Annotated in this window: 20 protein-coding genes, 3 pseudogenes and 2 CRISPR repeat arrays; of the genes and pseudogenes, 9 read left to right on the forward strand and 14 right to left on the reverse strand. The window is 71.6% G+C overall.

The genetic code is table 11. The features are described from left to right. Positions 1 to 57 precede the first annotated feature (57 nt). Positions 58 to 951, forward strand: a complete 894-nt coding sequence (locus AB0R04_RS34225) for an NADP-dependent oxidoreductase (RefSeq protein WP_363377506.1) — start codon at positions 58 to 60, stop codon at positions 949 to 951. Positions 952 to 1020: 69 nt separating this feature from the next. Here AB0R04_RS34225 and AB0R04_RS34230 read toward each other — a convergent pair whose 3' ends face one another. After that, a complete protein-coding gene (locus tag AB0R04_RS34230) occupies positions 1021 to 1671 on the reverse strand; it encodes a tetratricopeptide repeat protein (RefSeq protein ID WP_363377490.1) in 651 nt (216 codons plus the stop codon). 329 nt (positions 1672 to 2000) lie between these two features. On the opposite strand from AB0R04_RS34230, the gene AB0R04_RS34235 reads away from it, so the two are divergent. Together AB0R04_RS34235 and AB0R04_RS34240 are read left to right on the forward strand one after the other, a co-directional pair. Further along, the gene (locus AB0R04_RS34235; RefSeq protein ID WP_363377509.1) at positions 2001 to 2243 is read left to right on the forward strand and encodes a hypothetical protein; all 243 of its coding nucleotides are present in this window, start codon (positions 2001 to 2003) and stop codon (positions 2241 to 2243) included. After that, a pseudogene (locus AB0R04_RS34240) lies at positions 2168 to 2778 on the forward strand (TetR family transcriptional regulator). The gene AB0R04_RS34235 and the pseudogene AB0R04_RS34240 overlap by 76 nt, the downstream one beginning before the upstream one ends. On the opposite strand, the gene AB0R04_RS34245 reads toward AB0R04_RS34240, so the two are convergent. The 3 genes from AB0R04_RS34245 to AB0R04_RS34255 all read right to left on the reverse strand — a co-directional run bounded on the left by AB0R04_RS34245 (position 2768) and on the right by AB0R04_RS34255 (position 5460). Continuing rightward, positions 2768 to 3148 carry a CBS domain-containing protein gene (locus AB0R04_RS34245; RefSeq protein WP_363377491.1) on the reverse strand — a complete coding sequence of 127 codons (381 nt, stop codon included), beginning with the start codon at positions 3146 to 3148 and terminating at the stop codon, positions 2768 to 2770. The pseudogene AB0R04_RS34240 and the gene AB0R04_RS34245 sit on opposite strands and share 11 nt — an antisense overlap. A gap of 182 nt (positions 3149 to 3330) precedes the next feature. Further along, the gene (locus AB0R04_RS34250) at positions 3331 to 4884 is read right to left on the reverse strand and encodes a DEAD/DEAH box helicase (protein ID WP_363377492.1); all 1554 of its coding nucleotides are present in this window, start codon (positions 4882 to 4884) and stop codon (positions 3331 to 3333) included. Positions 4885 to 5256: 372 nt separating this feature from the next. Further along, positions 5257 to 5460 carry a cold-shock protein gene (locus AB0R04_RS34255; protein WP_030918248.1) on the reverse strand — a complete coding sequence of 68 codons (204 nt, stop codon included), beginning with the start codon at positions 5458 to 5460 and terminating at the stop codon, positions 5257 to 5259. Positions 5461 to 5922: 462 nt separating this feature from the next. On the opposite strand from AB0R04_RS34255, the gene AB0R04_RS34260 reads away from it, so the two are divergent. Continuing rightward, complete coding sequence (locus AB0R04_RS34260; protein WP_363377493.1) at positions 5923 to 7977, forward strand: transglycosylase domain-containing protein; 2055 nt, start codon at positions 5923 to 5925, stop codon at positions 7975 to 7977. A gap of 92 nt (positions 7978 to 8069) precedes the next feature. Here the strand turns inward: AB0R04_RS34260 and AB0R04_RS34265 are convergent, their stop codons facing one another. The 4 genes from AB0R04_RS34265 to AB0R04_RS34280 all read right to left on the reverse strand — a co-directional run bounded on the left by AB0R04_RS34265 (position 8070) and on the right by AB0R04_RS34280 (position 12141). Then, positions 8070 to 8885: an ABC transporter permease gene (locus tag AB0R04_RS34265; protein ID WP_363377494.1), complete on the reverse strand. Its 816-nt coding sequence runs from the start codon at positions 8883 to 8885 to the stop codon at positions 8070 to 8072. Positions 8886 to 8898: 13 nt separating this feature from the next. Beyond that, positions 8899 to 9753: an ABC transporter permease gene (locus tag AB0R04_RS34270; protein WP_363377507.1), complete on the reverse strand. Its 855-nt coding sequence runs from the start codon at positions 9751 to 9753 to the stop codon at positions 8899 to 8901. Positions 9754 to 9815: 62 nt separating this feature from the next. Beyond that, a complete protein-coding gene (locus AB0R04_RS34275; RefSeq protein WP_363377495.1) occupies positions 9816 to 11075 on the reverse strand; it encodes an ABC transporter substrate-binding protein in 1260 nt (419 codons plus the stop codon). 10 nt (positions 11076 to 11085) lie between these two features. Further along, entirely contained in the window at positions 11086 to 12141 is a 1056-nt protein-coding gene (locus AB0R04_RS34280; RefSeq protein ID WP_363377496.1) for an ABC transporter ATP-binding protein, read from the reverse strand. A gap of 432 nt (positions 12142 to 12573) precedes the next feature. On the opposite strand from AB0R04_RS34280, the gene AB0R04_RS34285 reads away from it, so the two are divergent. After that, positions 12574 to 13236, forward strand: a complete 663-nt coding sequence (locus tag AB0R04_RS34285; protein WP_363377497.1) for a GDSL-type esterase/lipase family protein — start codon at positions 12574 to 12576, stop codon at positions 13234 to 13236. Positions 13237 to 13455: 219 nt separating this feature from the next. After that, entirely contained in the window at positions 13456 to 13632 is a 177-nt protein-coding gene (locus tag AB0R04_RS34290) for a hypothetical protein (RefSeq protein ID WP_363377498.1), read from the forward strand. A gap of 139 nt (positions 13633 to 13771) precedes the next feature. Here the strand turns inward: AB0R04_RS34290 and AB0R04_RS34295 are convergent, their stop codons facing one another. Beyond that, positions 13772 to 15211 (reverse strand): carboxylesterase family protein, encoded by a 1440-nt coding sequence (locus AB0R04_RS34295; RefSeq protein ID WP_363377499.1) that lies wholly within the window; start codon positions 15209 to 15211, stop codon positions 13772 to 13774. Between the two features lie 80 nt (positions 15212 to 15291). Continuing rightward, positions 15292 to 16209, reverse strand: a complete 918-nt coding sequence (locus AB0R04_RS34300; protein ID WP_363377508.1) for an MBL fold metallo-hydrolase — start codon at positions 16207 to 16209, stop codon at positions 15292 to 15294. 198 nt (positions 16210 to 16407) lie between these two features. Here AB0R04_RS34300 and AB0R04_RS34305 point away from each other — a divergent pair, with 198 nt between their 5' ends. Beyond that, complete coding sequence (locus tag AB0R04_RS34305) at positions 16408 to 17301, forward strand: helix-turn-helix transcriptional regulator (protein ID WP_363377501.1); 894 nt, start codon at positions 16408 to 16410, stop codon at positions 17299 to 17301. Positions 17302 to 17617: 316 nt separating this feature from the next. After that, positions 17618 to 18744: direct repeats of the CRISPR family, unit length 29 nt; unit sequence GGAGCAACCCCCGCGAGCGCGGGGCCGAT. A gap of 65 nt (positions 18745 to 18809) precedes the next feature. Next, positions 18810 to 19814: a CRISPR direct-repeat array (repeat unit 28 nt; unit sequence GAGCAACCCCCGCGAGCGCGGGGCCGAT). 327 nt (positions 19815 to 20141) lie between these two features. Here AB0R04_RS34305 and hemC (AB0R04_RS34310) read toward each other — a convergent pair. Next, a complete protein-coding gene (gene hemC / locus AB0R04_RS34310; RefSeq protein WP_363377502.1) occupies positions 20142 to 21080 on the reverse strand; it encodes a hydroxymethylbilane synthase in 939 nt (312 codons plus the stop codon). 101 nt (positions 21081 to 21181) lie between these two features. On the opposite strand from hemC (AB0R04_RS34310), the gene hemC (AB0R04_RS34315) reads away from it, so the two are divergent. Beyond that, positions 21182 to 22144, forward strand: a complete 963-nt coding sequence (hemC, locus tag AB0R04_RS34315; RefSeq protein ID WP_363377503.1) for a hydroxymethylbilane synthase — start codon at positions 21182 to 21184, stop codon at positions 22142 to 22144. Here the strand turns inward: hemC (AB0R04_RS34315) and AB0R04_RS34320 are convergent. Further along, complete coding sequence (locus tag AB0R04_RS34320; RefSeq protein ID WP_363377504.1) at positions 22105 to 22755, reverse strand: hypothetical protein; 651 nt, start codon at positions 22753 to 22755, stop codon at positions 22105 to 22107. The genes hemC (AB0R04_RS34315) and AB0R04_RS34320 overlap by 40 nt on opposite strands. Between AB0R04_RS34320 and AB0R04_RS34325 the strand changes: the two are divergent. Continuing rightward, positions 22690 to 23034, forward strand: a pseudogene (locus tag AB0R04_RS34325) (transposase); the annotation flags it as partial. The gene AB0R04_RS34320 and the pseudogene AB0R04_RS34325 sit on opposite strands and share 66 nt — an antisense overlap. Before the next feature lie 66 nt (positions 23035 to 23100). Here AB0R04_RS34325 and AB0R04_RS34330 read toward each other — a convergent pair. Then, positions 23101 to 23358 (reverse strand): annotated as a pseudogene (locus tag AB0R04_RS34330) (transposase family protein); the annotation flags it as partial. 165 nt (positions 23359 to 23523) lie between these two features. Then, positions 23524 to 24162 (reverse strand): DUF6461 domain-containing protein, encoded by a 639-nt coding sequence (locus AB0R04_RS34335; protein WP_363377505.1) that lies wholly within the window; start codon positions 24160 to 24162, stop codon positions 23524 to 23526. Between the last annotated feature and the right edge of the window lie 169 nt (positions 24163 to 24331).

Genomic DNA, 24331 nt, shown 5'->3' on the forward strand with positions numbered 1-24331 from the left:
AGGTGGAACAGTTCTGAAACGCTAACCGTTAGTGCTACGGTCGACCGCATGAAGAACATGAAGAAGGTGAGCTTCGCCGAGTTCGGCGGGCCGGACGTTCTACAGCTCGTCGACGCCGAGCGGCCCCACCCGGGTCCCGGTCAGATCCGCATCGCCGTACGGGCGGCGGGCGTCAACCCCGTCGACTGGAGGATCCGCGAAGGCCAGTTCCTCCAGGCCCACCCGATCGAGTTGCCCTCCGGCGTCGGGCAGGACGCCTCGGGGGTGGTCGACGAGGTCGGCGAGGGCGTCGACGGGATCGAGGCCGGCGACCACGTGTTCGGCGAGGGCTCAAGCACCTACGCCGAGTTCGCCGTGCTGTCGGCCTGGGCCCGGATGCCCGAAGGGCTGACGTTCGAAGAGGCGGCCGGCTACCCCTCCGTGGTGGAGACCGCGCTGCGCATCATCCGTCAGGTCGGCGTGCGGCCCGGGCAGACGCTGCTGGCCAGCGGCGCGTCCGGGGGAGTCGGCTCGGCGGTGCTGCAGATCGCCCGCGACCGCGGCATCACGGTGATCGGCACGGCCGGCGCCGCGAACCAGGACTACCTGCGCAGCCTGGGTGCCGTCGCCACGACGTACGGCGAGGGCTGGGTCGAACGGGTGCGGCAGCTCGGCCAGGTCGACGCGGCGCTCGACCTGGCCGGTTCGGGCGTGATCCGCGAACTCGTCGAGCTGACCGGGGATCCGCAGAAGGTGGTCTCCATCGCCGATCTCGGGGCGCCGCAGTTCGGCGTCCGGTTCTCCGGCGTGGCCGGGAGCATGCCGGAGGCGCTCGCCGAGGCCGTCGACCTCATCGCGCGGGGCAGGCTCCACATCCCGGTCGAGAAGTCGTACACGCTCGCCGAGGCCGCGGCGGCGCACATCGACAGCCACGCCGGCCACACCCGGGGGCGCCGGGTCGTGCTCGTCTGAGCCGTCTTGCTTCTTGACCTGTAGAAACAGGCCGAGGTGGTGGGTGCCACGACCCCGGCGTGGCCCCTTCTACCTCCCCGCGGCGCGTGTTCTCAGGGCATCGTCTTCCGCCCTGCGGCAGCGGGGGCAGTCGCAGGGCGGAGGCGGGGCCGCCGCTGTGGGGTTGAGGGCGGCGGGGGCCTGGCCGAGCAGCAGCTCGATCCGGTCGAGGGCGGTTTGCGTGGACTCGACCAGCCCGGAGTCCCCCTTGGCGATCCGCAGGCGCAGCGCTTCTTGCAGATGGGCCTGGGCGCCTGCGAGGTCGCCGCGTTCCATGAGGTGCTTGCCGGTGTGCTGGAGCGCGAAGTCAAGGAGCTCCGGGTGCTGGCTTCGCGCGGTGTCCAGCGCGCTGCGGTAGAGCGCGTCCGCAGCCTGCACGTCACCGGCGTAGCGGTGCGCGTCGCCGAGGTTGAGCCCGGTGGCGAGGACGGCCCGGGTGTTGCCGATCGCTGCGGCCAGGTCGAGCGACTGCCGGAGGAACGTACGGGCGTCCGCGTGGTGGCCCAGGCACATCTGGCCGATGCCGATCCATCTGGTCAGGACCCGAGTACGAGCGGGGTCGGTCCCCTCGGGCAAGGCCCGCAGTTCCTCGTGGAGTTGGCCGACCGCGGTGGTCAGCTCGTTCCGGTCGGTGGGGACCATCCGCAGGTTGTCGTCGTGAGTGATGAGGTGATCAAGCACTTGACCCTCCGTGGTTCGGTTCTGCCCAGCGTGGCACTACAGCTGGTCGGTCTGGTGGCGCAGGCCGGCCAGCTTGAGTGGGTGTGTGTGCGATGCCGAGTGGCGGGTCGGCTCGGATGGCCACCCGCGCCTACCCGCCCATGCCGTCAACTAGCCGGCATCAGTTGGGGACTGCGGTCAGACCTCGGTCGGTGCTCACGCTTGGGGGTGCGTCGCGCCATCGGTCTGTCCTCCTTCGCCGAGGGCGGCTGTGGGGCGGGTCGGCCCTCGGAACTCCTGCGACACCTGGGGCTTGCGCGCTTCGGTGTCTCGATCGCTACTCTGCGTTCATGTCCGCCGAGCCGTTCATCAACGACGACGACGATCACGATGCGTGCTGGATCTGCCCCAGCCTCCGGCTCCCTGCTGGGGCGTTCGATGTGCTCGAACGCCCCAGCAGGGGTTACCCGTTCAACCCGGACGACGGCTTCCGGTACAGCCGGGAGGGAATCCCGGCCTGTGTGCACGGAGACCGCATCGGGCTGCCTCCCGGCCGGTACGCGAGTGCCGGCCGGGAGCTGCCCGAGGGCTAGAAGGTGATGGCGTGCTCTCGCCCGCTGCGACCGAAGCCGATGGAGCCGTACTTCTCGGCGAGGATGGCCAGGCGGCGGTCCACCTCGGCGTCGGTCTCGCTGCCGGTCAGCTCGTAGGCCGCCGCCTCGAACGCCGAGAACTCGGGGTCCGCGGTGATGGCGGCCAGGATCTCGCGGGCGCGCTCGCCGACCTTGTCGGCCAGATCCTGGGCCTGGCCCGCTTCATCGTCGAGGGGCTGCCGGCGATCTCGCACCGGGGCTGTTCGTTCATCAACTCCATCGCCGAACCGCCCGACCGCTCCGACCCGGCACGGCAGGTGATCGAGGAGCACAAGGCGCGCCAGTTGCGCAGGCTGGTCGCCATGTGCGCCGAGGCCCGGTTGCCCGACCCGGCGCAGGCCGCGGCCGAGATCACTTTCGTGCTCGAAGGGCGCAGGTCTGCGCGCAGAACGGAAGCGTCGACCAGGCGGGGGAGCGCCTGATGAGGATCGTCGAGGGGATCGTGTCCAGACCGAAGTTCGGGTCTAGAAGCTGAACAGGCCGATGGCGCGGCCGTCGTGGTCCACCACCGGCCACACGTCCAGGTCGCGGGAGCGCATGGCGGCGGCCGCCGTGGTGGCGGGCATGTCGGCGGTGGCGAACGGGGCTCGGTCGAGGACGATGTCGCGCACCGGGGTGCGCTCGGTGTACCAGGAGCGGGCCTGGAACGGCGCGAGGTGCAGGCGGGTCAGCAGCCCGGCGCAGCGGCCGTCGTCGTCGCGGACGAGCAGGTGGTCGCTGCCCGAGCTCTGCAGGATGTCCATCGCGGTGTCGACCATGACATCGTCGCTGATCTGCAGTTCCGGGCGTTTCATGAGGTCGCCGACCGTGGTGGTGCTTGCGGGGTGTCCGGGGGCGATGGTCATGGGCGGACTCCTTCGTGTCGCTTCCGCCGGGGTCGGCGGTGATCGGGGCACTGGCGGAGGGGCGGCTGGGGCTGACGGCGTACGTCGGAGCGGACCGCGGGGCCGCGGGGCCGCGGAGGCCTCCCAGGCCTGGGAGGGCTGCGCGGGCCCGGTCCGCACCGTGAGCCGGGCCCGCTGGGGTGCTACGCGGCGACGGCGACGCGCCTGGGCGCCCGGCGACGGCCCGAGGAGCCCTGGTTGTCGCGCCCGGAGGCCGCGCGGGTGTCGCCTCCGGTGGAGGCGGGGCGTCCGCGGCGGCCGCGGTTCGTGGCCGCGCTGCGGCGCGGACGCTCGACGACGGGGTCGGCGATGACCACGGGCACACCGGTGGGGACGCGGGCGCCGGTGATGCGGGTCAGGTCCTCGTCGCCGGCGAGGACCCTGGTGGTGACGGGGGTGATGCCGGCGGTGGTCATCATCCGGGCCATCTGGCGGCGCTGGCTGGGCAGGACGAGGGTGACGACGGTGCCGGACTCGCCGGCCCGGGCGGTGCGGCCGCCCCGGTGGAGGTAGTCCTTGTGGTCGCTCGGCGGGTCGAGGTTGACGACCAGGTCGAGGCCGTCGATGTGGATGCCCCGGGCGGCGACGTTGGTGGCGATCAGCGCGGTGACCTGGCCGGTGCGGAACTGCTCCAGGGTGCGGTTGCGCTGGGGCTGGGACTTGCCGCCGTGCAGGGCCGCGGCCTTGACCCCGTTGGCGAGCAGGTCCTCGACCAGCGCGTCGGCGCGGTCCCGGGTGTCGGTGAACATGATCACCCCGCCGTCGCGGGAGGCGATGTGGGCGATCGTGGCGTTCTTGTCGTGGTTCTGCACGTGCAGCACGTGGTGCTCCATGGTGCTGACCGCTGCTGCGGACGGGTCCACCGAGTGGGTGACCGGGTCGTTCAGGAAATGCCGCACGAGGCGGTCGACGTTGCGGTCCAGGGTGGCGGAGAACAGCATGGTCTGGCAGCCTTCGGCGACCTGTTCGAGGAGCTCGGTGACCTGGGGCAGGAAGCCCATGTCGGCCATCTGGTCGGCCTCGTCGAGGACGGTGACGCCGACCCCGTCCAGCTGGCAGTCGCCGCGCTGGATCAGGTCCTTGAGCCGGCCGGGGGTGGCCACCACGACCTCCGCCCCGCGGTTCAGCACCTGCGCCTGGCGGCCGATCGACATCCCGCCGACCACGGTCGCCATCCGCAGGCGCACGGAGTGGGCGTAGGGGGTGAGCGCCTCGGTGACCTGCTGCGCGAGCTCCCGGGTGGGGACCAGCACCAGGGCCAACGGGCGGCGGGGTTCGGCCCGCTGCCCCGCGGTGCGGGCCAGGACGGCGAGACCGAAGGCGATGGTCTTGCCGGAGCCGGTGCGGCCCCGGCCGAGCACGTCGCGGCCGGCCAGCGAGTTGGGCAGCGTCGCGGCCTGGATGGGGAACGGCGAGGTGACGCCCTGGCGGGTCAGCGTCTTCAACAGGGCTGCGGGCATGTCCAGTTCGGCGAAGGACTCGACGGCCGGCAGGGCGGGAGTGGTGCTCACCGGCATCGCGAACTCGCCCTGCGGGGAGGAGTCCTGGCGGCGGCCCCGGTCGGAGGAGCGCCGGCCGCCGGCCGGACGGGAGCCGTAGAAGGAACTGCCGCCGGAGCGGGAGCCTGCGCCGGAGCGGGAGCCTGCGCCGGAGCGGGAGTTGGCGTTCTGGTACGAGGAGCGACTGGAGCGGTTCACGTGGAGACCTTCCTCAAGGCGGCGCGTCACGAGGAAGGCCCCGTGGCGCGGGGCGCCGACGGAGACCGCAAGGGAACGGGCCGGAAGTGTGACGGGCGGAGCGTGGACGGTAGAACCGTGCGGCACGTCACCTACGGTCGGCGCTCACCCGGGAGGGGCGGGAGCGAACGACCTCGAACCGTGAGCTGTCACGGCAGGGCGCCGATCCGGACGCGGAGCTGTGGGTCTCGCGTGGGGATGGCCGCCGGTGGCGGAGCCAGGGGGCCTGATCGGCCGGGAATGCGTCCGTGACGCAATGCCGAGGGGCCCGCACCGGGCAACATGTACGCGGTGCGGGCCCCTCGCTGCTAGGCGGGTGCCGTGGCAGAAAAACTACAGCGGGCGAATGTTCTCGGCCTGCGGGCCCTTCTGGCCCTGCGTGACGTCGAACTCGACCTTCTGGCCCTCGAGCAGCTCACGGAAGCCGTTGGCGTTGATGTTCGAGTAGTGGGCGAAGACGTCCGGGCCGCCACCCTCCTGCTCGATGAAGCCGAAGCCCTTTTCCGCGTTGAACCACTTCACGGTGCCATTAGCCATAAAAATAATCTCCTTCAAGGGCTGTCCGAAGCCCGCACCATGCAGGCTCCGAGTCGCCGCGATGAGCACCCACCCGGGGAAGAGCCGGGAAACAAAAATGCGCCTGCAAAACATCAGCAGGCGCACACAAAGTCCATGGGAACCACTACTGCAACTCGTACGACTCTAGCAGGCTCGGGCCCGCCACGGGCGAATATGTCGCCCCGGGTTTCGCGGGAGCCTCCCCCGGGCTGCCGGATTTCGGAAAGACCGCCCTTGCGCTCTCCGGCGCCAACGGCAGGAAGTGTCAATTCCGCCGCCTCGGATGACGGACTTCGCGGAGTTCGCCGGAGCCGGGCTGGACGGGGTGTCGCGACAACCGCCAGAACCCGAGGCGAGCGGCGGACTGTCACAGGGCTGTGACACGGCGGGGCCCACCTCCCAAGGAGTTCCTCATGACGCGCACGTAACGTCGCGCACGACATGGCGGAGAAGCGGGAGGCGATGGAGATGCGGAAACTGGGGCACGGAACGCGGCTGATCGGGGTGAGCGTGATCGCCGGGATCGTGGCGGCGGGCATAGCCCTGCCCGCAGTGGCGGCCGCCGGGCTCGGCGCCCGGTCGGCGGCCGACGACTTCCAGAGCCTGCCCGACGACTTCAAGACCCCGGCGCTCTCACAGGCCTCGACGATCCTCGACGCGCAGGGCGGCACGATCGCCACCGTGTACGACCGCGACCGCACCGTCGTCCCGGCGGAGCAGATATCCCCGCTGGTGAAGACCGCACTCGTCGACATCGAGGACAACCGCTTCTACGAGCACGGCGCGATCGACCTCAAGGGCGTGCTGCGCGCCCTGGACAAGAACGCCACCTCCGGCGGCACCGCGCAGGGCGCGTCCACCCTGACCCAGCAGTACGTGAAGAACGTCTTCGTCGACGAGGCGGGCGACGACCCGCAGAAGGTGGCCGAGGCGCAGCGCCAGACCGTCGGCCGCAAGATCCAGGAACTGAAGTACGCGATCAAGGTCGAGGAGACCCTGAGCAAGGACCAGATCCTCACCAACTACCTGAACATCACCTTCTTCGGCGAGAAGGCCTACGGCATCGAGTCGGCAGCGCGGCGCTACTTCGGCGTGCACGCCAAGGACCTCACCCTGCCGCAGGCCGCGCTGCTCGCCGGCCTGGTGCAGTCGCCCACCGGCTACGACCCGACGGTCAACCCGACCGCGGCGAAGGACCGGCGCGACACCGTGCTGCGCAAGATGGCCGAGTACGGGCACATCACCAAGGAGCAGGCCCAGCAGGCCATCGCGACCCCGCTCGGGCTCAACGTCCAGGCGCCGCAGCAGGGCTGCATCCTGGCCAAGCAGGGCGAGGGCTTCTTCTGCGACTACGTGCGCCAGACCGTGCTCACCGATCCGGCCTTCGGCAAGTCGGCGGCCGAACGGCAGGCGGTGTGGAAGCGCGGCGGCCTCCAGATCCACACCACGCTCGACCCCAAGGCCCAGGCCTCGCTCTACGCCTCCGTCACCGCCCACGTGAACGCCGGCGACCAGGCCGCGACCGCGATGAGCATCGTCGAGCCGGGCACCGGCAAGATCCTCGCGATGGGCCAGAGCCGCCCGTACGGCGTCGACGGCAAGCAGCACCAGACCCAGATCAACTACAACGTCGGCAAGGCCATGGGCGGCGGGCTCGGCTTCCCGACCGGCTCGACGTTCAAACCGATCGTCGCCGCGGCGGCCCTGGAGAACGGCATCTCGCCGAGCCAGAGCTACACCACCGACTACAGCATCCCGTGGCCGGCGATGACGGACTGCTCCGGCGGCCGGTTCCCCTCCGCCGGGCAGGTGCACAACGACAGCCAGAGCCTCACCGGCCAGTTCGACATGAAGACGGCCATGGCGCAGTCCGTCAACACCTACTTCGCCAAGCTGGAGGGCGACGCCGGGCTCTGCAACGTCGCCCAGATGACCAACAAGCTCGGCATCACCCAGCAGGCGGGCGGCGAGAAGCTCCAGGTCGTCCCGTCGATGACGCTCGGCAGCAACGACCTGACCCCGCTGGAGATGGCCGGCGTCTACGCGGCCTTCGCCGCCCACGGCACCTACTGCGCGCCGACCGCCATCGCCTCGGTGACCGGCCCCGACGGCAAGCAGCTCGCGGTGCCGCAGGCGAACTGCTCCGCCGTGATGTCGACCACCACCGCCGACACCGTCACCGCTATGCTCAAGGGCGTCGTCGAGGACGGCACCGGTCAGACCGCCGGCCTCAGCAGCCGCGACAGCGCCGGCAAGACCGGCACCACCGACGCGAGCCGCCAGGTCTGGTTCGTCGGCTACACCCCCGAGATGGCCGGCGCCACCGTCGTCAGCGACACCGACAACCCCAAGCCCCTGGACGGCCAGCGCATCGGCGGCACCGTCGTGGGCCAGGCCTTCGGCGGCACCCTGGCCGGCCCGATCTGGCGCGACGCCATGAACGGAGCCCTCGCCGACACGCCAGCGGGCACCTTCACCCCGGTACAGCTGCCGTAGCGTGCTCGTCCCGAGCGTGCTCGTTCTGGGCGGGGTCGCGCCGACGGAATCCGGCGCGACCCCCCCCGCGAGCGCCTGCGGCCGGGGGCCGCTCAGGGGCCGTGCCCCTCCAGCTGCTCGCCGGACAGGCGCTGCGCCAGGTAGACCGGCAGGACGGCCAGGACGATCAGCACCGAGGCCACGACATCCACCACCGGGCCCTGGTTGGGCCGGGCCAGGTTCTCGAAGATCCACAGCGGCAGCGTCCGGGTGCCGGGGCCCGCGGTGAAGGTGGTCACCACGATCTCGTCGAAGGAGAGCGCGAAGGCCAGCAGCGCCCCGGCGAGCAGCGCGCCGCGCACGGCCGGCAGCGTGACGTGCCAGAAGGTCTGGAAGGTGTCCGCCCCGAGGTCCGCCGACGCCTCCTCGACCGACGGCGCGATGCGCCGCAGCCGCGCCGACACGTTGTTGAACACCACCACGATGCAGAAGGTGGCGTGCCCGACGACCACGGTGAACAGGCCGAAACCCACCCCGAGCGGGGTCAGCACGGTGCGGAACGCGGCGTTGAGCGCGATGCCGGTGACGATGCCGGGCAGGGCGATCGGCAGGATCAGCAGGAAGGAGACCGACTGCCGGCCGAAGAACCGGTACCGGGTCGCGGCGAAGGCCGCCATGGTGCCCAGGACCAGCGCCACCCCGGTGGCCCCGAGCCCGGCCTTCAGCGACGTGGCCAGTGCCTCGCGCAGCCCGGTCTCCTGCCAGGCGGCCGTCCACCAGCGGGTGCTGAAGCCGGACGGCGGCCAGGCGAAGGAGCGCGAGGCGTTGAAGGAGTTCACCAGGACCAGCAGCAGCGGGGCGTAGATGACGGCGAACCCCAGGGCCGTCGCCGTCCGGAGCAGGATCCGGGCACCGCGGGAGAGTTGCATCAGGGCCTCGGCCTCACAGACTGTCCAGCGCGCCGGTGCGGCGCACGGCGAGCAGGTAGCCCACGATCAGCAGCACCGGGACGCAGGACACTGCGGCCGCCAGGGGCAGGTTCAGCGTCACGTTGGACGCGATGACGTTGCCGAGCATGGACGTGGTGCCGCCGACGATCTGCACCGTCAGGTAGTCGCCCAGGCTCAGCGAGAAGGTGAAGACCGACCCGGCGATGAGCGCCGGCCTGGCCAGCGGCAGCACCACCGTGCGCAGGGTCCGCCAGGGGCCGGCGCCGAGGTCCGCCGCGGCGGCGAGCAGGCTGTCGGGCAGCTGCCCGAACGCGGTGCACAGCGGCAGCACCATGTAGGGCAGCCACAGGTACGCGAGCACCATGACCACCGCCGGCACGCCGAAACCGGGGGAGTGCCCGCCGAAGGGGGCGGTGACCCAGTCCAGGACACCGCCGTGGCTGAGCATCACCCACCAGGCGTAGGCCTTGACCAGGTAGCCGGCCCACAGCGGCGTCAGCACCGCCACCAGCAGCAGGCGCCGGCTCCCGGGCCGAGCGACGCGGGCGATGAAGAAGGCCATCGGGAGGGCGACCACCGCGTCGATCACCGTCACCGACACCGCGATGCCCAGCGTGCGCACGGCGACCGTCCGGTACTGCGGATCGGTCAGCAGCGACCGGAAGTTGTCGAGGGTCCAGCGCTGCTCGACGGCGGAGGTGAACGCGTTGGTGGTCCAGAACGCGGACAGCAGGAGGATCGCCAGCGAGCCGAGGTACGCCAGCACCAGCCAGGTCATCGGCGCCGCCAGCAGCGCCGCGAGCCGCAGACCGGGGCGCCGGTCCAGCAGCCCGGCCAGCCGGCGCATCGGGGTGCGTGTCGGGGTGCGCGCGGGGGTGTGCGCCGGGGTGCGTGCCGTGGCGGGGGCGCTCAAGAGCTCTTGATCCCGTTCCAGGCGGTGACCCACTGGGCGTACGCGGTGCAGTCGCCGCGGCCGCTGCCGTCGGCGCACTGCGCGGTGGGCGTGGTCCAGTAGTAGACGTCCTTCCACCAGTTCTCGTCGGTGGCGTGGTAGTCGGCGCAGAAGCCCGGGTTGTCGGTGATCTGCGCGCAGGCCTTGGAGTTGGCCGGGGCCTCGCCGAAGTACTCGGCGACCTGCGCGTTGGCCGACGGCGAGACGATGTAATCCATCCACGCGTAGGCGCAGTTGGGGTGCTGGGCGTGCGCCGAGACCATCCAGGTGTCGGACCAGCCGGTGGAACCCTCGACGGGCAGGACCGCCTGCGTCCGCACCCTGCCGTCGGCGGCGACCGCCTGCTGGATCACCTCCCAGGTGGTGCCGATCAGGGCGTCGCCGGAGTCGAACGCCGCCTGCTCCTTGGTGTAGTCGCTCCAGTAGGAGCCGACCTGCTTCTTCTGGACCTTGAGCAGCGCCACCGCGGCGTCCAGTTGGGAGGAGGTCAGGGCATAGGGGTTCCTGATGCCGAGCTCGGGCTTGGTCCTCATCAGGTACAGCGCGGCATCGGCGATGTAGATCGGACTGTCGTACGCGGTGAGGTGCCCGGCGTAGGGCGAGTCCGGGGTGAAGACCGCACCCCAGGAGGTCGGCGCGGGGGTGACCTTGTCGGTGTTGTACATCAGCAGGTTGGCGCCGCGCCCGTGCGGGATTCCGTACGGCACGTCCTTGACCGAGTTCCACGGGCGGTTCTTCAACCCGGGGTAGACGTCGGCGTAGTTGGGGACGAGCGCGGTGTTGACGGGCGCGACGTCGCCGCCCGCGATCAGGCGCAGCGTCGCGTCACCGGAAGCCGAGACGGTGTCGTACTGGCCGGTCTTCATCAGCGCGACCATCTCGTCCGAGGTGCCCGCCACCTTGAGGTTCACCTTGCAGCCGGTCTGCCGGATGAACGGGGTGACCCAGTCGACGGCCTTGTTGTCCTGCCCGTACTCGACGTAGCCGGCCCAGGCGACGATGTTGACGGTGCCCTCGCCCGGGCCGAGGGACTTCTGCGCGGGGATGTCCGGTGCGGTGAACCCGGTGCCCGTGCCGCCGCCACCACCGGAGTTCGACGCGCACGCCACGGGAAGCAGCAGGGCGGCTGCGGCTGCCAGGGCGCTCAGGGGGCGGCGGCGCAGGGTTCGGCGGCGTCGGGGGCGCGTGGTGCTCATGAACTCGATCGCTTTCGTCAAGGGTTGAGGGTCAGGAGTTGTCGATACGGACGGTGTGGTGTCGCCGCCAGGCCAGGAGGACGCTCGCCCCCCGGCGGCGGGAGTCGTCGGCACCAGAGTCGTCGAGACCGGAGCCGTCGAGGCCGGAGCCATCGAGACCGGAGCCGTCGAGGTTCTGCCGGACGGCCACCAGCCGCCCGCCCGCCGCCAGGTCGACCAGGAAGCGGGTCTGCGCGCCGGCGTAGACGACCTCGCCGATCGTCCCGGTGACGCCGTACTCGTCGGGCCCCGTCGGGTCCTCCGGACGGGCGATGCGGATCTTCTCGGGACGCACCGAGTACGTCCCGGGCCGGCCGAAGACCTGCTCGGCGCAGGCGCCCCGGAGCAGGTTCGAGGTGCCGACGAAGCCCGCCACGAACGCGGTGGCCGGCCGCTCGTACACCTCGGCGGGAGTGCCGACCTGCTCGATCCGGCCGGCGTTGAGGACTGCGATCCGGTCGCTCATCGTGAGCGCCTCGTCCTGGTCGTGGGTCACGAGGACGAAGGTGATCCCGGCCTCGCGCTGGATCTGCTGGAGTTCGAGCTGCATCTCCAGCCGGAGCTTCAGGTCGAGGGCGCCGAGCGGCTCGTCGAGCAGCAGCACGGACGGGCGGTTGACCAGCGCGCGGGCCAGCGCGACCCGCTGGCGCTGCCCGCCGGACAGTTCGGCCGGGCGCCGGTCACCGAAGGAGGGCAACTGCACGCTCGCCAGCGCCTCGGCCACCCGTGCGGCCCGCTCCGCCCGCGGCACCCGCTTGACCTTCAGCCCGTACTCGACGTTCTGCCACACCGACAGATGCGGAAAGAGGGCGTAATCCTGGAACACCGTGTTGACGTCGCGGTCGAACGCGGGCAAGCCGGTGACGTCGACCCCGCCCAGCAGCACCCGGCCGGCGCTCGGCGCCTCGAAGCCCGCGATCATGCGCAGCACCGTGGTCTTGCCCGACCCGGACGGCCCGAGCATCGAGAAGAACTCGCCCGGCCTGACCTCCAGATCGATCCCGTCCACGGCGCTGACCACGCCGAACGCCTTGCTGACCCCGGACAACGCGACCGCACCGGGCACGAGCGGACGGCCGGCCGAGCAGCCCGACGCACGCTCCGGCGGGCTGGGAGAAGGGCTGGCGGATGGACTGGGAACTGGGCTGGACGTCATCCGCACCTCGGTCTCGCGGCTTCTGCTGTCGGATCCGCGGGGCTGCCGAATCCTCTGAATCTTCGACTGAAGCAGAAAAGCCACCGGCCCGGTTGGCGGCGGCCCACCGGCCTCGGGGGCCGTCAGCGCGATGACGGTGGCATGGCGGTGACATGGCGGCGCTTGTCAGCCCGATGACGGCGAGGTCCGGCACCTTCGAGAGGTCCGGCCTTGCCCCTCCTCGCCCGAATTCACGTTCACGTCAACCGAATTCACGTCCACGTCCACGTTCATGCCCACGTCCACGTTCATGCCCACGTCCATATTCATGTTCAAGGAGCGCACATGACGATCACCATCCGACCGGGAAGCACCGTGATGTTCACCGGCGACTCGATCACCGACTGCCAACGGCAGCAGAGCGAAGACGGCCTCGGGTACGGCTACCCGCTGCGCATCGCGGGCGAGTGGGGCTTCCGGCACCCGGACCGGCCCGTGACCTGGCTGAACACCGGGAACGCGGGCGACAAGGTGATGAACCTCGAAACCCGCTGGCAGGCCGACGTGCTCGACGCCCGCCCGGATGTGGTGTCGATCCTCGTCGGAGTCAACGACATGGGCTGGCACACGCTGGACCCGGCGGGGCGCGTGATCGCCGCGGAGGAGTTCGAAGCGGGCTACGACCGCCTGCTCGCGCCCCTCGCCGAGACGGGCGCGCAGCTGATCCTCATCGAGCCGTTCCTCCTGCCGATCCACGGCGTCATCGAGGCCGGCGCCGCCTTCATCGGAGAGCATCAGCGGCAGCAATGGCGCACCGACCTGGACCCCAAGATCCAGGCCGTGCGCAAGCTCGCCCGCACCTACGGCGCGCACCTGCTCGCCGCCGACGGCATGTTCGCCGAACTCGCCGCCGCGGCCGGCCCGGAACACTGGTCCGCGGACGGTGTCCACCCGACGCCCGCCGGCCACGCCGCACTCGCGGCAGCCTGGCTGCGCCTGGTCGCCTGACCGGGCCCTGCGCTCACCGGCGCCCCGGCGACCGGGAGGACGGACGGTTCGGGGAGAGCCGATGAGCTTTCCGCACCCTGTAGTTGGAGGCCGCCGAGCTGGTGTGCCTGGTCGGCTACGGCTGCTGATGACCATGGCTCGTAATCGACTGGCTGTTCCAGGACTGCGGAAGGCAAGATCGACTACGCCTGATCGGAGCACACCAGAAGGAGACCGCCCATGTCCGACGACCAGCCCGACGAGACCACCACCGGCGAGGCCCCCGCCCAGTCTGTCGCCGCCAAGCCCGTTGCCAAGCCCGCTGCCAAGCAGGTCGGTCAGCAGACTCTCGGGACCAAGACCATCCAGGGGCAGATCATCACCCACACGATCGTCAAACCGCTGAGGGGCGAGTGACCTTTTCGGCGTTGGGCGAGGCGAGGCCCGAACGGCGGGCCGTGGATCCCGAAGTAGCCAGGTCCGCGTCCCCCGTCCGGCCTCGGGGGAGCCATGTCTCGGGCGGCCGCCGGCAGCCCCTGGTGGTTGCTGGCGGCGCTCAGCTGCCGAAGGCCTCCACCACGGGGCGCCGCAGGTCGTAGGCCTCCCAGCCCGGGTCCCCGGTGCCGGCGAACGCGACCCAGGCACTGTGGACCCGGGCTGCGAGTCCCGCCGGGGCGGGTTCGGGCCCGAGCAGCCCGGTGTCCCCGTGCAGCCACGGTTCGTCGGCGACGTCGAACACGAAGGGCAGTTCGACGGTGTGGGCGGCGCCGAGCCGCCCGCCCAGAGCCGTCGAGCGGTACCCGAACGAGTAACGGTGCGTACGGCCGCCCGAGACCCGCGCGTGGGCCTGCGCCAGACGCGCCGTACCGGCCTCGAACAGGGCCTGCCTGAGCACGGCAGAGCGCAGCTCGCCCGGTGTCGCGCCCGGCCGGGCCGCGCGGTGCGCGGCGAGGGCGGCCTCCGGGTCCGTGTGCACCCGGGCGGCGACGGCGAGCACGTCGGCGTCCGTGGTGGACTCCAGACCGCCCTGCGGGACGACGTAGAGGCGCCCCTCCTCGGTGGTGGTGCCGATGAGCAGATCGACGTCGGCGGCCGGGCCGTCGGCGAGGGCGTCGGCGGGCTGCGCCGGCAGGACCAGGCTGAACGGGCTGAGCCCGGCCAGCGGGTCCGAAGCGGTGCCGGTCCGCAGATCCAGGCCGGCCAGCGCGGGCAGGACCGCCACGAAACGCTCGTCCGGGACCAGGGCGAACGCCTCCACGGTCGGCTCGACGCCCAGCGCGGCCGCCACCGCGGCGGTGACCCGCTGCGCCTGCTCCGGCGTGAACGCGCCGCAGCCGTTGCCGCTCTGGACGATCGCCCGCCGGAACAGACCGGCGGCCGCCGGAGTCGCGAGCAGCGCGCCGACGAGCGTGGCACCCGCGGACTGGCCGAAGACCGTGACGTTCCCCGGGTCGCCACCGAAGGCCGCCACCGAGCCCCGCACCCACCTGAGCGCGGCGAGCACGTCGAGCAGCCCGCGGTTGGCCGGAGCACCCGCCAGCTCCAGGAACCCCGGCACGCCGAGGCGGTAGTTCACCGTCACCAGGACGACGCCGTCGCGGGCGAACGCGCCGCCGCCGTAGAGCGCCGCGCGGTTCGAACCGGTGACGAACCCGCCGCCGTGCACGAAGACCATGACGGGGCGCCCGCCCCCGTCGGCAGCCGACGTGTGGACGTCGACGGTCAGGTACTCCTCGCCGGGCACCCAGCCCGGCCCGAAGTAGGGGCTCATGTCGAGCCGGCCGAAGTCCCGGGCCGGCTGGGGAGCGGTCGGCGAGGGCCTGCTGCCGTCACGGACACCCGACCAGCCCGGGTGCGGCGCGGGCGCGGCGAACCGGCCGGCACCGACCGGCGCCGCCGCGTACGGGAGGGCGCGGAAGCGCTTGCCGGACTCGTCACGGACGCCGCGCACGGCGCCCGCCGGGGTTTCGACGACCGGATCTGCCTGTCGGGACACGGGATGACTTCCTCTCTGGAAGGGAACGAAGGGGACATCGCTTGAGGGATCTCCGGACGGGACGTCAGGAGATCAGGACGTCAGGAGATCCGGGAGAAACCCGCCCACTCCTTGATCGCGAACTTCGACCCGCTGCGCGCGACCTCCATCGCCCCCCTGCCGCCGAAGTGCGCAGGGAGGACGAGCGCGTTGTTCTCGGCGGCGCGGCCGAGCAGCCTGCGCCGGGTCGCGCGGGACTCCGCCGGGTCCTCGCAGAAACAGGAATTGGTCTCCGGCTCCGCGATCTGCAACGCGGTGTGCACCAGATCCCCGACGAACAAGGCCTGGTCGCCGCCGGACTCCAGGATGAGCACGGACGAGCCGGGAGTGTGCCCGGGAGCGAGATCGAGACGCAGATTCCCGTCGATCCGGTACGTCCCCTCCCACAGGTGTGTCAGCCCCGCCGCGTGGACCGGTGCGACGCTGTCCTCGAACACGTTCTGGTTCCCCCGGCCCAGCACGCTCCTGTGTTCGTTGGCCGGGTCCCAGAACTCGAAGTCCCGCCGGGGCATCAGATACGTGGCGTTCGGGAAGGTCGGCACCCAGTCCCGGCCGTCCAGGCGGGTGTTCCAGCCCACGTGATCGATGTGCAGATGGGTGTTGACCACGACGTCGACGTCCTCGGGCCGCACGCCGGCAGCGGCGAGGTTGTCGAGGTAGCCCGTGTCCAGGCGGCTCCACACCGGCGCGTAAGGACGGTCCTTGTGATTGCCCACGCCGGTGTCCACGAGGATCGTGCGTCCCTCGCTGCGCAGCAGCCAGGACTGGATCGCCGTACGGCACTCGTCCGTCTCCGGGTCCCAGAAGTCGGGCACCAGCCAGTCGCGGTGCTCGTCCCACGAACCGTCGGGGCTGCCGGGGAAGAACTGGCCAGGCGTCAGCCCGGTCGAGCCGTAGAACTCCTTGACGCGGGTGACGGTGACGTCGCCCAGGGTGATCTGGTCGGGGGCCTGATCCATGTGCTGATCCATGTGCTGATCCATGCTCTGGTTGATGTTCTGATCCATGCGGTCCGTCCTCGGGTCCGGGGTACGCGGCCGAACGGGCGGCCGAATGAGATCGATCCTGGACACCCGGACGGGCACCAACCACTCCCGGCTTGTCCTACCCCTCGCAGGGTGTGGCAGGGAGCGGGCCGCCCACCGAATACTGGGGCGATGAACGGACCAGGCCCACTCGGTGCCTTCCTCCAAGCCCGACGGGCGCAGCTGCGGCCCGAGGACGTCGGCCTGCGCGACCTCGGGCCCCGCAGACGGGTGGCCGGGCTCCGGCGCGAAGAACTGGCCCAACTCGCGGGCGTCAGCGTCTCCTACTACACCCGGCTCGAACAGGGCCTGTCCCGCGGGGCCTCCGCCGAGGTACTCGACGCCATCGCCGGCGCCCTCCTGCTCGACACCCACGAGCGCGCCCACCTCGACCGGCTCGCCGACACCGCCCGCCACACACCCCGGCCACGCCGCCCACGGCCCGAGAAGCTCGCCGACGAAACCCGGGACCTCCTCCGCGCCGTCGACGGCGTCCCCGCGATCGTGCTCGGCCGCCGCACCGACGTCCTGGCCTGGAACACCCTCGGACACGCCCTGCTGGCCGGCCACCTCGACCTCCTCAGCCCGGACGACCCGGCACGACGACCGAACATGAGCCGGATGCTCTTCCTCGACCTGCACTGCCGAGACCTGTACGCGGACTGGGAACGCAAGGCACGCGCGGTGGTCGGCAACCTGCGCATCGCCGTCGGCAGACATCCGGAGGACGCGCTGCTCGCGGGTCTGATCGGCGAACTGACCATGAAAAGCCCGGAGTTCGTCACCCTGTGGGCAAACCACCGCGTAGTGCCGTGCGACGCCTCGTCCTACGCCCTGCACCACCCCGTCGTCGGCACGGTCACGGTGACCCAGCAGACCCTGTCAATCGCCCGCTCACCAGACCAGGCGCTCATCGTGTGCACCACCCCCGCCAACTCCCCCTCCGAACAGGCCCTCACCCTCCTCCGCCACGCGGCCGCCGGCCGGGCACCGTACGTGTGCGGCGTGGGCGCGCGCCAGGCGTAGGCACGGATAGCGCTGCGGCCCCTGGGCCCGCTGGAACGGCGCCGCCTGGCCTCTGCTGCGCGGGGCGTGGCAGGCCCCGCGGTCTTCCCCGAACCGCCCGTGATCCCCCGAGCCGCCAGCACCGACACGGCCAGGCGGACGCAGGCCCACAAGCGCCCGCGCAAGGCCAAGGGCACCAAGCGGATCCCGCAGACGCGCAACGGCCTGAAGCCCTCCCACGACCGGCGGCAAGAGCTCACCGGCCGCCACCCGGAGACAGCAAGGGACATCACCGGGAGGCTGACGACCTCATATGGACGTCGACCGTGAACAGAGTGGAGCAACCCCCGCGAGCGCGGGGCCGATCGGCAGGCCGGCGAACGCCCGACCGAACCCAGGGGAGCAATCCCCGCGAGCGCGGGGCCGATCCGCTGGTCGGGGCCTTCACCAAGCGGGACCTGGAGCAACCCCCGCGAGCGCGGGGCCGATTTGGCCTCGGTCTGGGCGTTCAGCGCGGCGATGGAGCAATCCCCGCGAGCGCGGGGTCGATGTTCCATGGACAGAGCCGAGCGGCCGATCTTGAGAGCAACCCCCGCGAGCATGGGGCCAATTCCAGGTGCTCGACCTTGAGTGCGGTGGAGAGGGAGCAACCCCCGCGAGCGCGGGGCCGATCTCCGCGCCGGCGCCATGATGCGGTCGGGGTCGGAGCAACCCCCGCGAGCGCGGGGCTGATGTCTATGACGACGGGTCCGCCCTGCTCCTGCCGGAGCAACCCCCGCGAGCGCGGGGCCGACAAGGGTGGCACGGGGAAGACGACGTCAACCCTGGAGCAACCCCCGCGAGCGCGGGGCCGACTGCGCGGCCGCCTGGACGAGCAGCCTGTAGATGGAGCAACCCCCGCGAGCGCGGGGCCGATAACAGGTCGCGGGCCGTCGACTGGCACATGTAGGAGCAACCCCCGCGAGCGCGGGGCCGATCGTCTGGGCCAAGAAGCACGGGGTGCGCCTGGGGAGCAACCCCCGCGAGCGCGGGGCCGATGGACGCCGGCATCGCGACCACCACCGTACGCAGGAGCAACCCCCGCGAGCGCGGGGCCGATTGGACGTCGGCCTGGTGGGTGGTGTCGCGGTCGGAGCAACCCCCGCGAGCGCGGGGCCGATGTGCAGGCGGGGAGGGGTGCACGGCTTGGCGGGGAGCAACCCCCGCGAGCGCGGGGCCGATGAGCCCTGGCCCACACCATCGCCCCGGGCGGTGGGGCAACCCCCGCGAGCGCGGGGCCGATGTCAGCCTGCCGGCGGCGGCGAGGAAGGCCATGGAGCAATCCCCGCGAGCGCGGGGCCGATTGCTTGCAGTCGGACGGCGTGGCCCCCGCTTGGAGCAACCCCCGCGAGCGCGGGGCCGATTCACCATGGCCCTCGCAGGCCTTCTGATCGGGAGAGCAACCCCCGCGAGCGCGGGGCCGATATGGACAGTGTCGGCAACGGGTGAAATGAGGACCACGGACGGCGGATCAAAAGCGGGCCGTCCACGGAGCAACCTCCGCGAGCGCGGGGCCGATGCCTGCTTGAGCTTCATCTCGGCCTTGTGCCGGGAGCAACCCCCGCGAGCGCGGGGCCGATACCTGGAGATCGAGCCGGGCGGCGAGGTGGTGGGAGCAACCCCCGCGAGCGCGGGGCCGATGTGTCGACCAGCAGCGTGGCCAAGGCCTGCGGCGAGCAACCCCCGCGAGCGCGGGGCCGATCCGCACTGGCAGCACGTCAGGCTTGCCGCTCAGGAGCAACCCCCGCGAGCGCGGGGCCGATCTTCGTCTACCCGCGGGAGGTGGCGCTGCTGGCGAGCAACCCCCGCGAGCGCGGGGCCGATCTGCCCACCATCGGCCAGCAGCTGAACGACGCGGAGCAACCCCCGCGAGCGCGGGGCCGATCCCGGTCCTCGCGGGCGTCCGGCAGTACCTGCGGAGCAACCCCCGCGAGCGCGGGGCCGATGACGAGCAGGACAAGGTCACGGCCTGGTCGCCGGAGCAACCCCCGCGAGCGCGGGGCCGATCGGCCTGCCTGGACGAGCGCACCGCCCGCGAGGGAGCAACCCCCGCGAGCGCGGGGCCGATCCCGCGTCCGTCCTCGGCGGCCTGATCCACTCGGAGCAACCCCCGCGAGCGCGGGGCCGATCGACCGAACCGAGAACCCAGACGATCACCAAGGGAGCAACCCCCGCGAGCGCGGGGCCGATACCACAAGGTCCGTGGTGGTGTAGCGGGCCGTGGAGCAACCCCCGCGAGCGCGGGGCCGATGGAGGCCGCCGTCGGCAGGCGGCGGGCGCCCAGGAGCAACCCCCGCGAGCGCGGGGCCGATCCGCCGAAGAACCAGGCCTTGACCTCCTTGCTGGAGCAACCCCCGCGAGCGCGGGGCCGATCAGGCCTGGGCGAGGCGGACGTCCTCGGTCTGGGAGCAACCCCCGCGAGCGCGGGGCCGATCGGAGCAGAGCTCACTTGCCGCCCGTCGCCAGGGAGCAACCCCCGCGAGCGCGGGGCCGATACTTCCTGACCTGCAGTGATTAGCGGGCGAGGGGCCTGATTGATTCAGTTCGATCGGTAGAGGCGCCGTCGAACAGCCGATGCGTCGCTGCCATCTCTCCTTGCCCCAGGGCTGGTTGTCAGTGTCGTTGCCTACGCTCTCGAAGCGTACTCGCACGTGGAGGTCAAGACGATGGCTGAGGATTGTTGGCAAGGGAAGATGATGCGAAAACAGAACCGCGACAGCCGACCGGCTCGCGGTAGCCCCCTCGGGGAGCCAAGCGGCATGGCCCTGCGACGGCCTCCCGGAGGCCGCCGGGCAGGGCCCCGGCGCCTCCGAGGGGCGAGGTCAGTGGTCGATCGAGTCGATCAGCTCGCGGGCGCCGTCGCGGATCAAGGTGGCGGCGACCCCCACGCCGAGCGCTTCCGGGCTGAGCTGGCCGGCCGATTGGCGGGCTTCCAGCACGGTGGCGCCGTCCGGGGAGAAGACCATCGCGCGAAGGCCCAGGTGCCCGTCCTCGAAGGCGCGGGCGAACCCGGCGATCGGGCTGTTGCAGTGCCCGCGCAGGGCGTTGAGCAGGGCCCGCTCGGCGGTGATCTCCCGCGTCGTGGCGCGGTCGCCGAGTGGGGTGAGGAGGTCGATCAGGTCGGCGTCATCCTCGCGGCACTGCAAGCCGAGCACGGCTGCCCCCAGTGGCGGGCACATCTGCTCGACGGTCAGGACCTGGCTGATCCGGTGTTGTTCACCGATGCGCTCCAGCCCGGAGGCGGCCAGCACCAGGGCATCGACCTCCCCGGCTTCCAGGACCGCCAGCCGCAGGTTCGCCGTCCCCCTGATCGGCACCAGGTCCAGGTGGGGGTGGCTGCGGGTGAGCTGGGCGACACGCCGCACCGCCGAGGTGGCGACCCGGGTGCCGGGCGGCAGCTGGTCGAGGGTGAGGCCGCCCGGGTGGATCAGGGCGTCACGAATGTTCGCCCGCTTGGGGTGGGCCGCGAAGACGGTGCCCGGGGTGACCAGCGGGTCGCCTGCCACGTCCTTCATACAGTGCACCGCGAGGTCACACACCCCGCTCAGCAGGGCTTCCTCGATGTCGCCGGTGAAGGCGCCCTTGTCGTGCAGTTCGGCCTGTTCGCCGGGCTCGCGGTCGCCGGCCGCGACGAACGGCACCAGCTTGGTGGTCACGTCGGGGTGGAGTGCGGCCAGGTCGGCCCGGACGCTTGCAACCTGGGCTAGCGACATGGCCGAGGCGCGGGCGCCGATGCGGATCGTGCGGCGGGTGGACGGCATTCGATCTCTCCAATCACGACTCCGACAAACCGTCGGAAAAAGGTAGGACCGTGTTCGAGTAGCATGCGGTCAACATCTCTTCAGGTGCCGGGAGTTCGGGAATGCGGACGCTGATTGTCGGATCGCGGGCCAGTCACCTCGCGCGAGCGCAGGTCAGGGAGTTCCTGGCGCCGTTGCGGGACCGCTTCCCCGACGTCGAGTTCCGGCACCAGGTGATCCTTGAAGGCGGTGACCGGGACCGGAAGACGGCCCTGTCGCAGGTGTCGGCCCACTCGGGCGGCTCCGCGTTCTCCACCGAGCAGGAAGCCGCGCTGGTGCGGGGCGAGGTGGACGTGATCGTCCACTCGTTGAAAGACCTGCCGACCAGCAACCCGCCCGGCCTGGTGCTGCTGCCCCCGCCCGGCCGCGAGGACGTGCGGGATGCGTTGTGCGGCTCGACGCTGGCCGACCTGCCGCAGGGTGGCCGGGTCGGCACGTCGGCGGCCCGCCGGATCGCCCAGCTGCTGCACGTCCGCCCGGACCTGGTCTTCGTGCCGATCCGCGGAAACGTGCCGCCCCGGCTGAACAAGCTCAAGACGATGAACCTCGACGGCGTCGTTCTGGCGGCGGCCGGGCTGGTGCGACTCGGCTTGGACGGCGCGATCGGCGAGTTGCTGCCGCTTGGCCAGTTCCCCCCGAGCCCCGGTCAGGGGGCGCTCGGAATCCAGATCCGCGAGGACAACGAGCTGGCCCGCGAAATTCTGGCCGACACCGGCGACCTGGTAGTGGACGCGGAGGTTCGGGCCGAGCGGGCAATGCTCGGCGAACTGCACGGCGGGTGCTCGGTTCCGGTCGGCGCCTACGCGAAGGCCGCCGGCGACACGCTGTCGCTGCACGCGCAGGTCACCTCCCTGGACGGGACGAACCAGGTCGAGGCCAGCTTCTCCGGCCCCGTCTCGGAGCCGGAGAAGCTGGGTATCCAGGTGGCCGGCCTTCTCCTGGACCAGGGCGCCGAGGCGATCCTGTCGGAGATCCGCCCGGCCGCTCAGCCGGCCAGCAGCCGCGCGAGGTCAGCAGCGGCATAGGTGATGATCCGCTCGGCACCCGAGCGCTTGAGCATCATGAACAGCTCCAGCAGCGGGCGGAAGTCCCGCCGCCCGGTGCCCGGATCGAGCGGGGCGAGCCGGGTGTACTCGCCGGAGACGGAGAACGGCATCAGCGGCGCCGCGGTCTTCTGCTTGAGGGTGGTGAGCACATCCACCGAGAGCATCCCTGGTTCCAGCAGCAGCATGTCGGCCCCCTCGCCGACGAAAGCCAGACCGGTGTCCACCGCGGTTTCCGGCTGGCGCGGGCTGATCTGGAACGGTCGGTGGGCACCGGAGGCCGGGGTGGCCCGCATGGTGGCCCGGTAGCCCTCGTAGAGGGCGGAGTCGAAGATCAGATGGGGCATGGTCGCCACGTCGCGGTGGCCGTTCTCGTCCAGGGCTTGGCGCACGCAGGAGGTGGTGCCCCGGACCATCGCGGCCGGTCCCACGATGTCGGCGCCGGCCTCGGCCTGGATGACGGCCTGGGCGGCGATCATCGCTGCTGTGCGGTCCAGGTCGATCCGGCCAGCGCTGGTCAGGTCGCCGCGAGCGCGCCCACCGTGACCAAGGCATGGGTCGACGCCGGATTCAAGAACGCCGTCGTCGCGCACGGCGCCCGCCTGGGCATCGATGTCGAGGTCGTCCAGCGCGCGCCCGGCACACGAGGGTTCACGCCCGAGCCGAAGCGGTGGGTGGTCGAGCAGACGTGGGGCACCTTGATGCTGCACCGCCGCCTGGCGCGGGACTACGAGGCACTGCCCGCCAGTTCGGTGGCGGTGGTCCACTGGTCGATGACCGACGTCATGCTCCACCGGCTGACCCGCACCGCCACTGCGAGCTGGCGCGACCCGCCCGCCGCGCGGGCCGACGACGGCGGGAGGACCCCATGAGGGACATGCTGGAGAAGATCAGCACCCGGCAGCGGCTGGTGCGCGAGACCATCGCGCAACTGCGCGAACAGGCTCGCGGAACGTCTGCCGTGGGCAGCCGAGCACCGGGCAGACCAGACGTCGGACCCGCACCGAGACGACGACCCGCCGCCCATCCACCGGGACATCCGCGACCACCCGGCCGTGGAACCCGTGCACCCGCCCCGTCGGCCGCCCACACACCGGGCACGGCACCGGATCATCCCGCGTCCGCGCCGACACCCGGATGACCTCGCCCTCGTCCGCCACCCCCTCGATGACGAGGGCCGACAGCCCCGAAAACACCACGCTCACAAGCTCGTTGACATCACGCACATCATGCCAACGACCGACGTCACCCTTCGTCACCACCGATTACGGGACAGAGCCTTTGACTGTACAGACCCCATTCTGGCGGGGTGGAGGTCGAGGCCGGTGGCGTCCCGAGCGGTGGCGTCCTGCGCCGGCGGGTTAGGGGTGCGGGGGAAGCCCTGGGAGGAGGCGGCCGAGCCCCTGTGAGGACGCGTCCTCCGGGGCTGCGGGGGCGCGGGAGGAGAGTGGCGCCCGTCGCTCCGGAGGCAGGTACGCGGTGGGCAGGGGGCCTTCCAGGACGTCGCCGTCGATGCGGACGCCCAGGTACGCCTGGACGCCCTCGGCCGCCTGCGTGGCCGTGGAGCGGTCCGGGAGCACCTGGACCGCGTCCCACAGCGGGTGGTCCGGGCCGCTGCGCAGCGTCGACGGGAAGCCCGCCTCGAAGGACTCGATCCGTACGCCGTCCCGGTAGCGTTCGAGGGTGGTCATGCCGTTGACGCTGTACAGCTGGACGGCCTCGGTGCCTGCCGACAGGTGTGAGAGCACGGCCTCCTTGAAGCCCTCGGGCTCGCCGCTCTCGTGGCAGAACGCCCACTCCCCGTCCCCGAGGACACCGGTGCGCAGGACGACGCCTCCCTCCGCGATCGGGAGGGTGGTGCGGGCCTGCTGCAGCGTCAGCTCCCGGACCGGTTCGGCGGCTGCCCCGTAGGCGGCGAGGACGTGTGCGGGGCCGCGGTGGCGGGCGAAGGTCAGGCACACGATGATGTCGTGCGCCCACCAGGGGTCCTGCGTGGTCATCGTCGCGATCCTCTTTCTGCTGGGCCGTTCGTTGTCGGGGCTCCGCGGCCGCGCCCGGGGGCCTGTCCCCCGGGCACCGTGGGGACGGTCGCGAGTTCGTCGCGGACGACGACCGCGTCGGCGGTCTCCAGCGCCAGGTCGGAGCCGGCCCGGCCCATCGCGATGCCGG

It is taken from the genome of Kitasatospora sp. NPDC056731 (assembly GCF_040687675.1).
Classification (GTDB): Bacteria; Actinomycetota; Actinomycetes; order Streptomycetales; family Streptomycetaceae; genus Kitasatospora.

Bases quoted from the DNA above. Each gene is read 5' to 3' on its own strand.
- AB0R04_RS34290 (WP_363377498.1), top strand. From the start codon at position 13,456: ATGTCCGACGACCAGCCCGACGAGACCACCACCGGCGAGGCCCCCGCC.
- hemC (WP_363377503.1), top strand. From the start codon at position 21,182: ATGCGGACGCTGATTGTCGGATCGCGGGCCAGTCACCTCGCGCGAGCG.
- AB0R04_RS34260 (WP_363377493.1), top strand. From the start codon at position 5,923: ATGGCGGAGAAGCGGGAGGCGATGGAGATGCGGAAACTGGGGCACGGA.
- AB0R04_RS34300 (WP_363377508.1), bottom strand. From the start codon at position 16,209: ATGGATCAGGCCCCCGACCAGATCACCCTGGGCGACGTCACCGTCACC.
- AB0R04_RS34265 (WP_363377494.1), bottom strand. From the start codon at position 8,885: ATGCAACTCTCCCGCGGTGCCCGGATCCTGCTCCGGACGGCGACGGCC.
- AB0R04_RS34270 (WP_363377507.1), bottom strand. From the start codon at position 9,753: ATGCGCCGGCTGGCCGGGCTGCTGGACCGGCGCCCCGGTCTGCGGCTC.
- hemC (WP_363377502.1), bottom strand. From the start codon at position 21,080: ATGCCGTCCACCCGCCGCACGATCCGCATCGGCGCCCGCGCCTCGGCC.
- AB0R04_RS34285 (WP_363377497.1), top strand. From the start codon at position 12,574: ATGACGATCACCATCCGACCGGGAAGCACCGTGATGTTCACCGGCGAC.
- AB0R04_RS34255 (WP_030918248.1), bottom strand. From the start codon at position 5,460: ATGGCTAATGGCACCGTGAAGTGGTTCAACGCGGAAAAGGGCTTCGGC.
- AB0R04_RS34235 (WP_363377509.1), top strand. From the start codon at position 2,001: ATGTCCGCCGAGCCGTTCATCAACGACGACGACGATCACGATGCGTGC.
- AB0R04_RS34245 (WP_363377491.1), bottom strand. From the start codon at position 3,148: ATGACCATCGCCCCCGGACACCCCGCAAGCACCACCACGGTCGGCGAC.
- AB0R04_RS34335 (WP_363377505.1), bottom strand. From the start codon at position 24,162: ATGACCACGCAGGACCCCTGGTGGGCGCACGACATCATCGTGTGCCTG.
- AB0R04_RS34225 (WP_363377506.1), top strand. From the start codon at position 58: ATGAAGAAGGTGAGCTTCGCCGAGTTCGGCGGGCCGGACGTTCTACAG.
- AB0R04_RS34305 (WP_363377501.1), top strand. From the start codon at position 16,408: ATGAACGGACCAGGCCCACTCGGTGCCTTCCTCCAAGCCCGACGGGCG.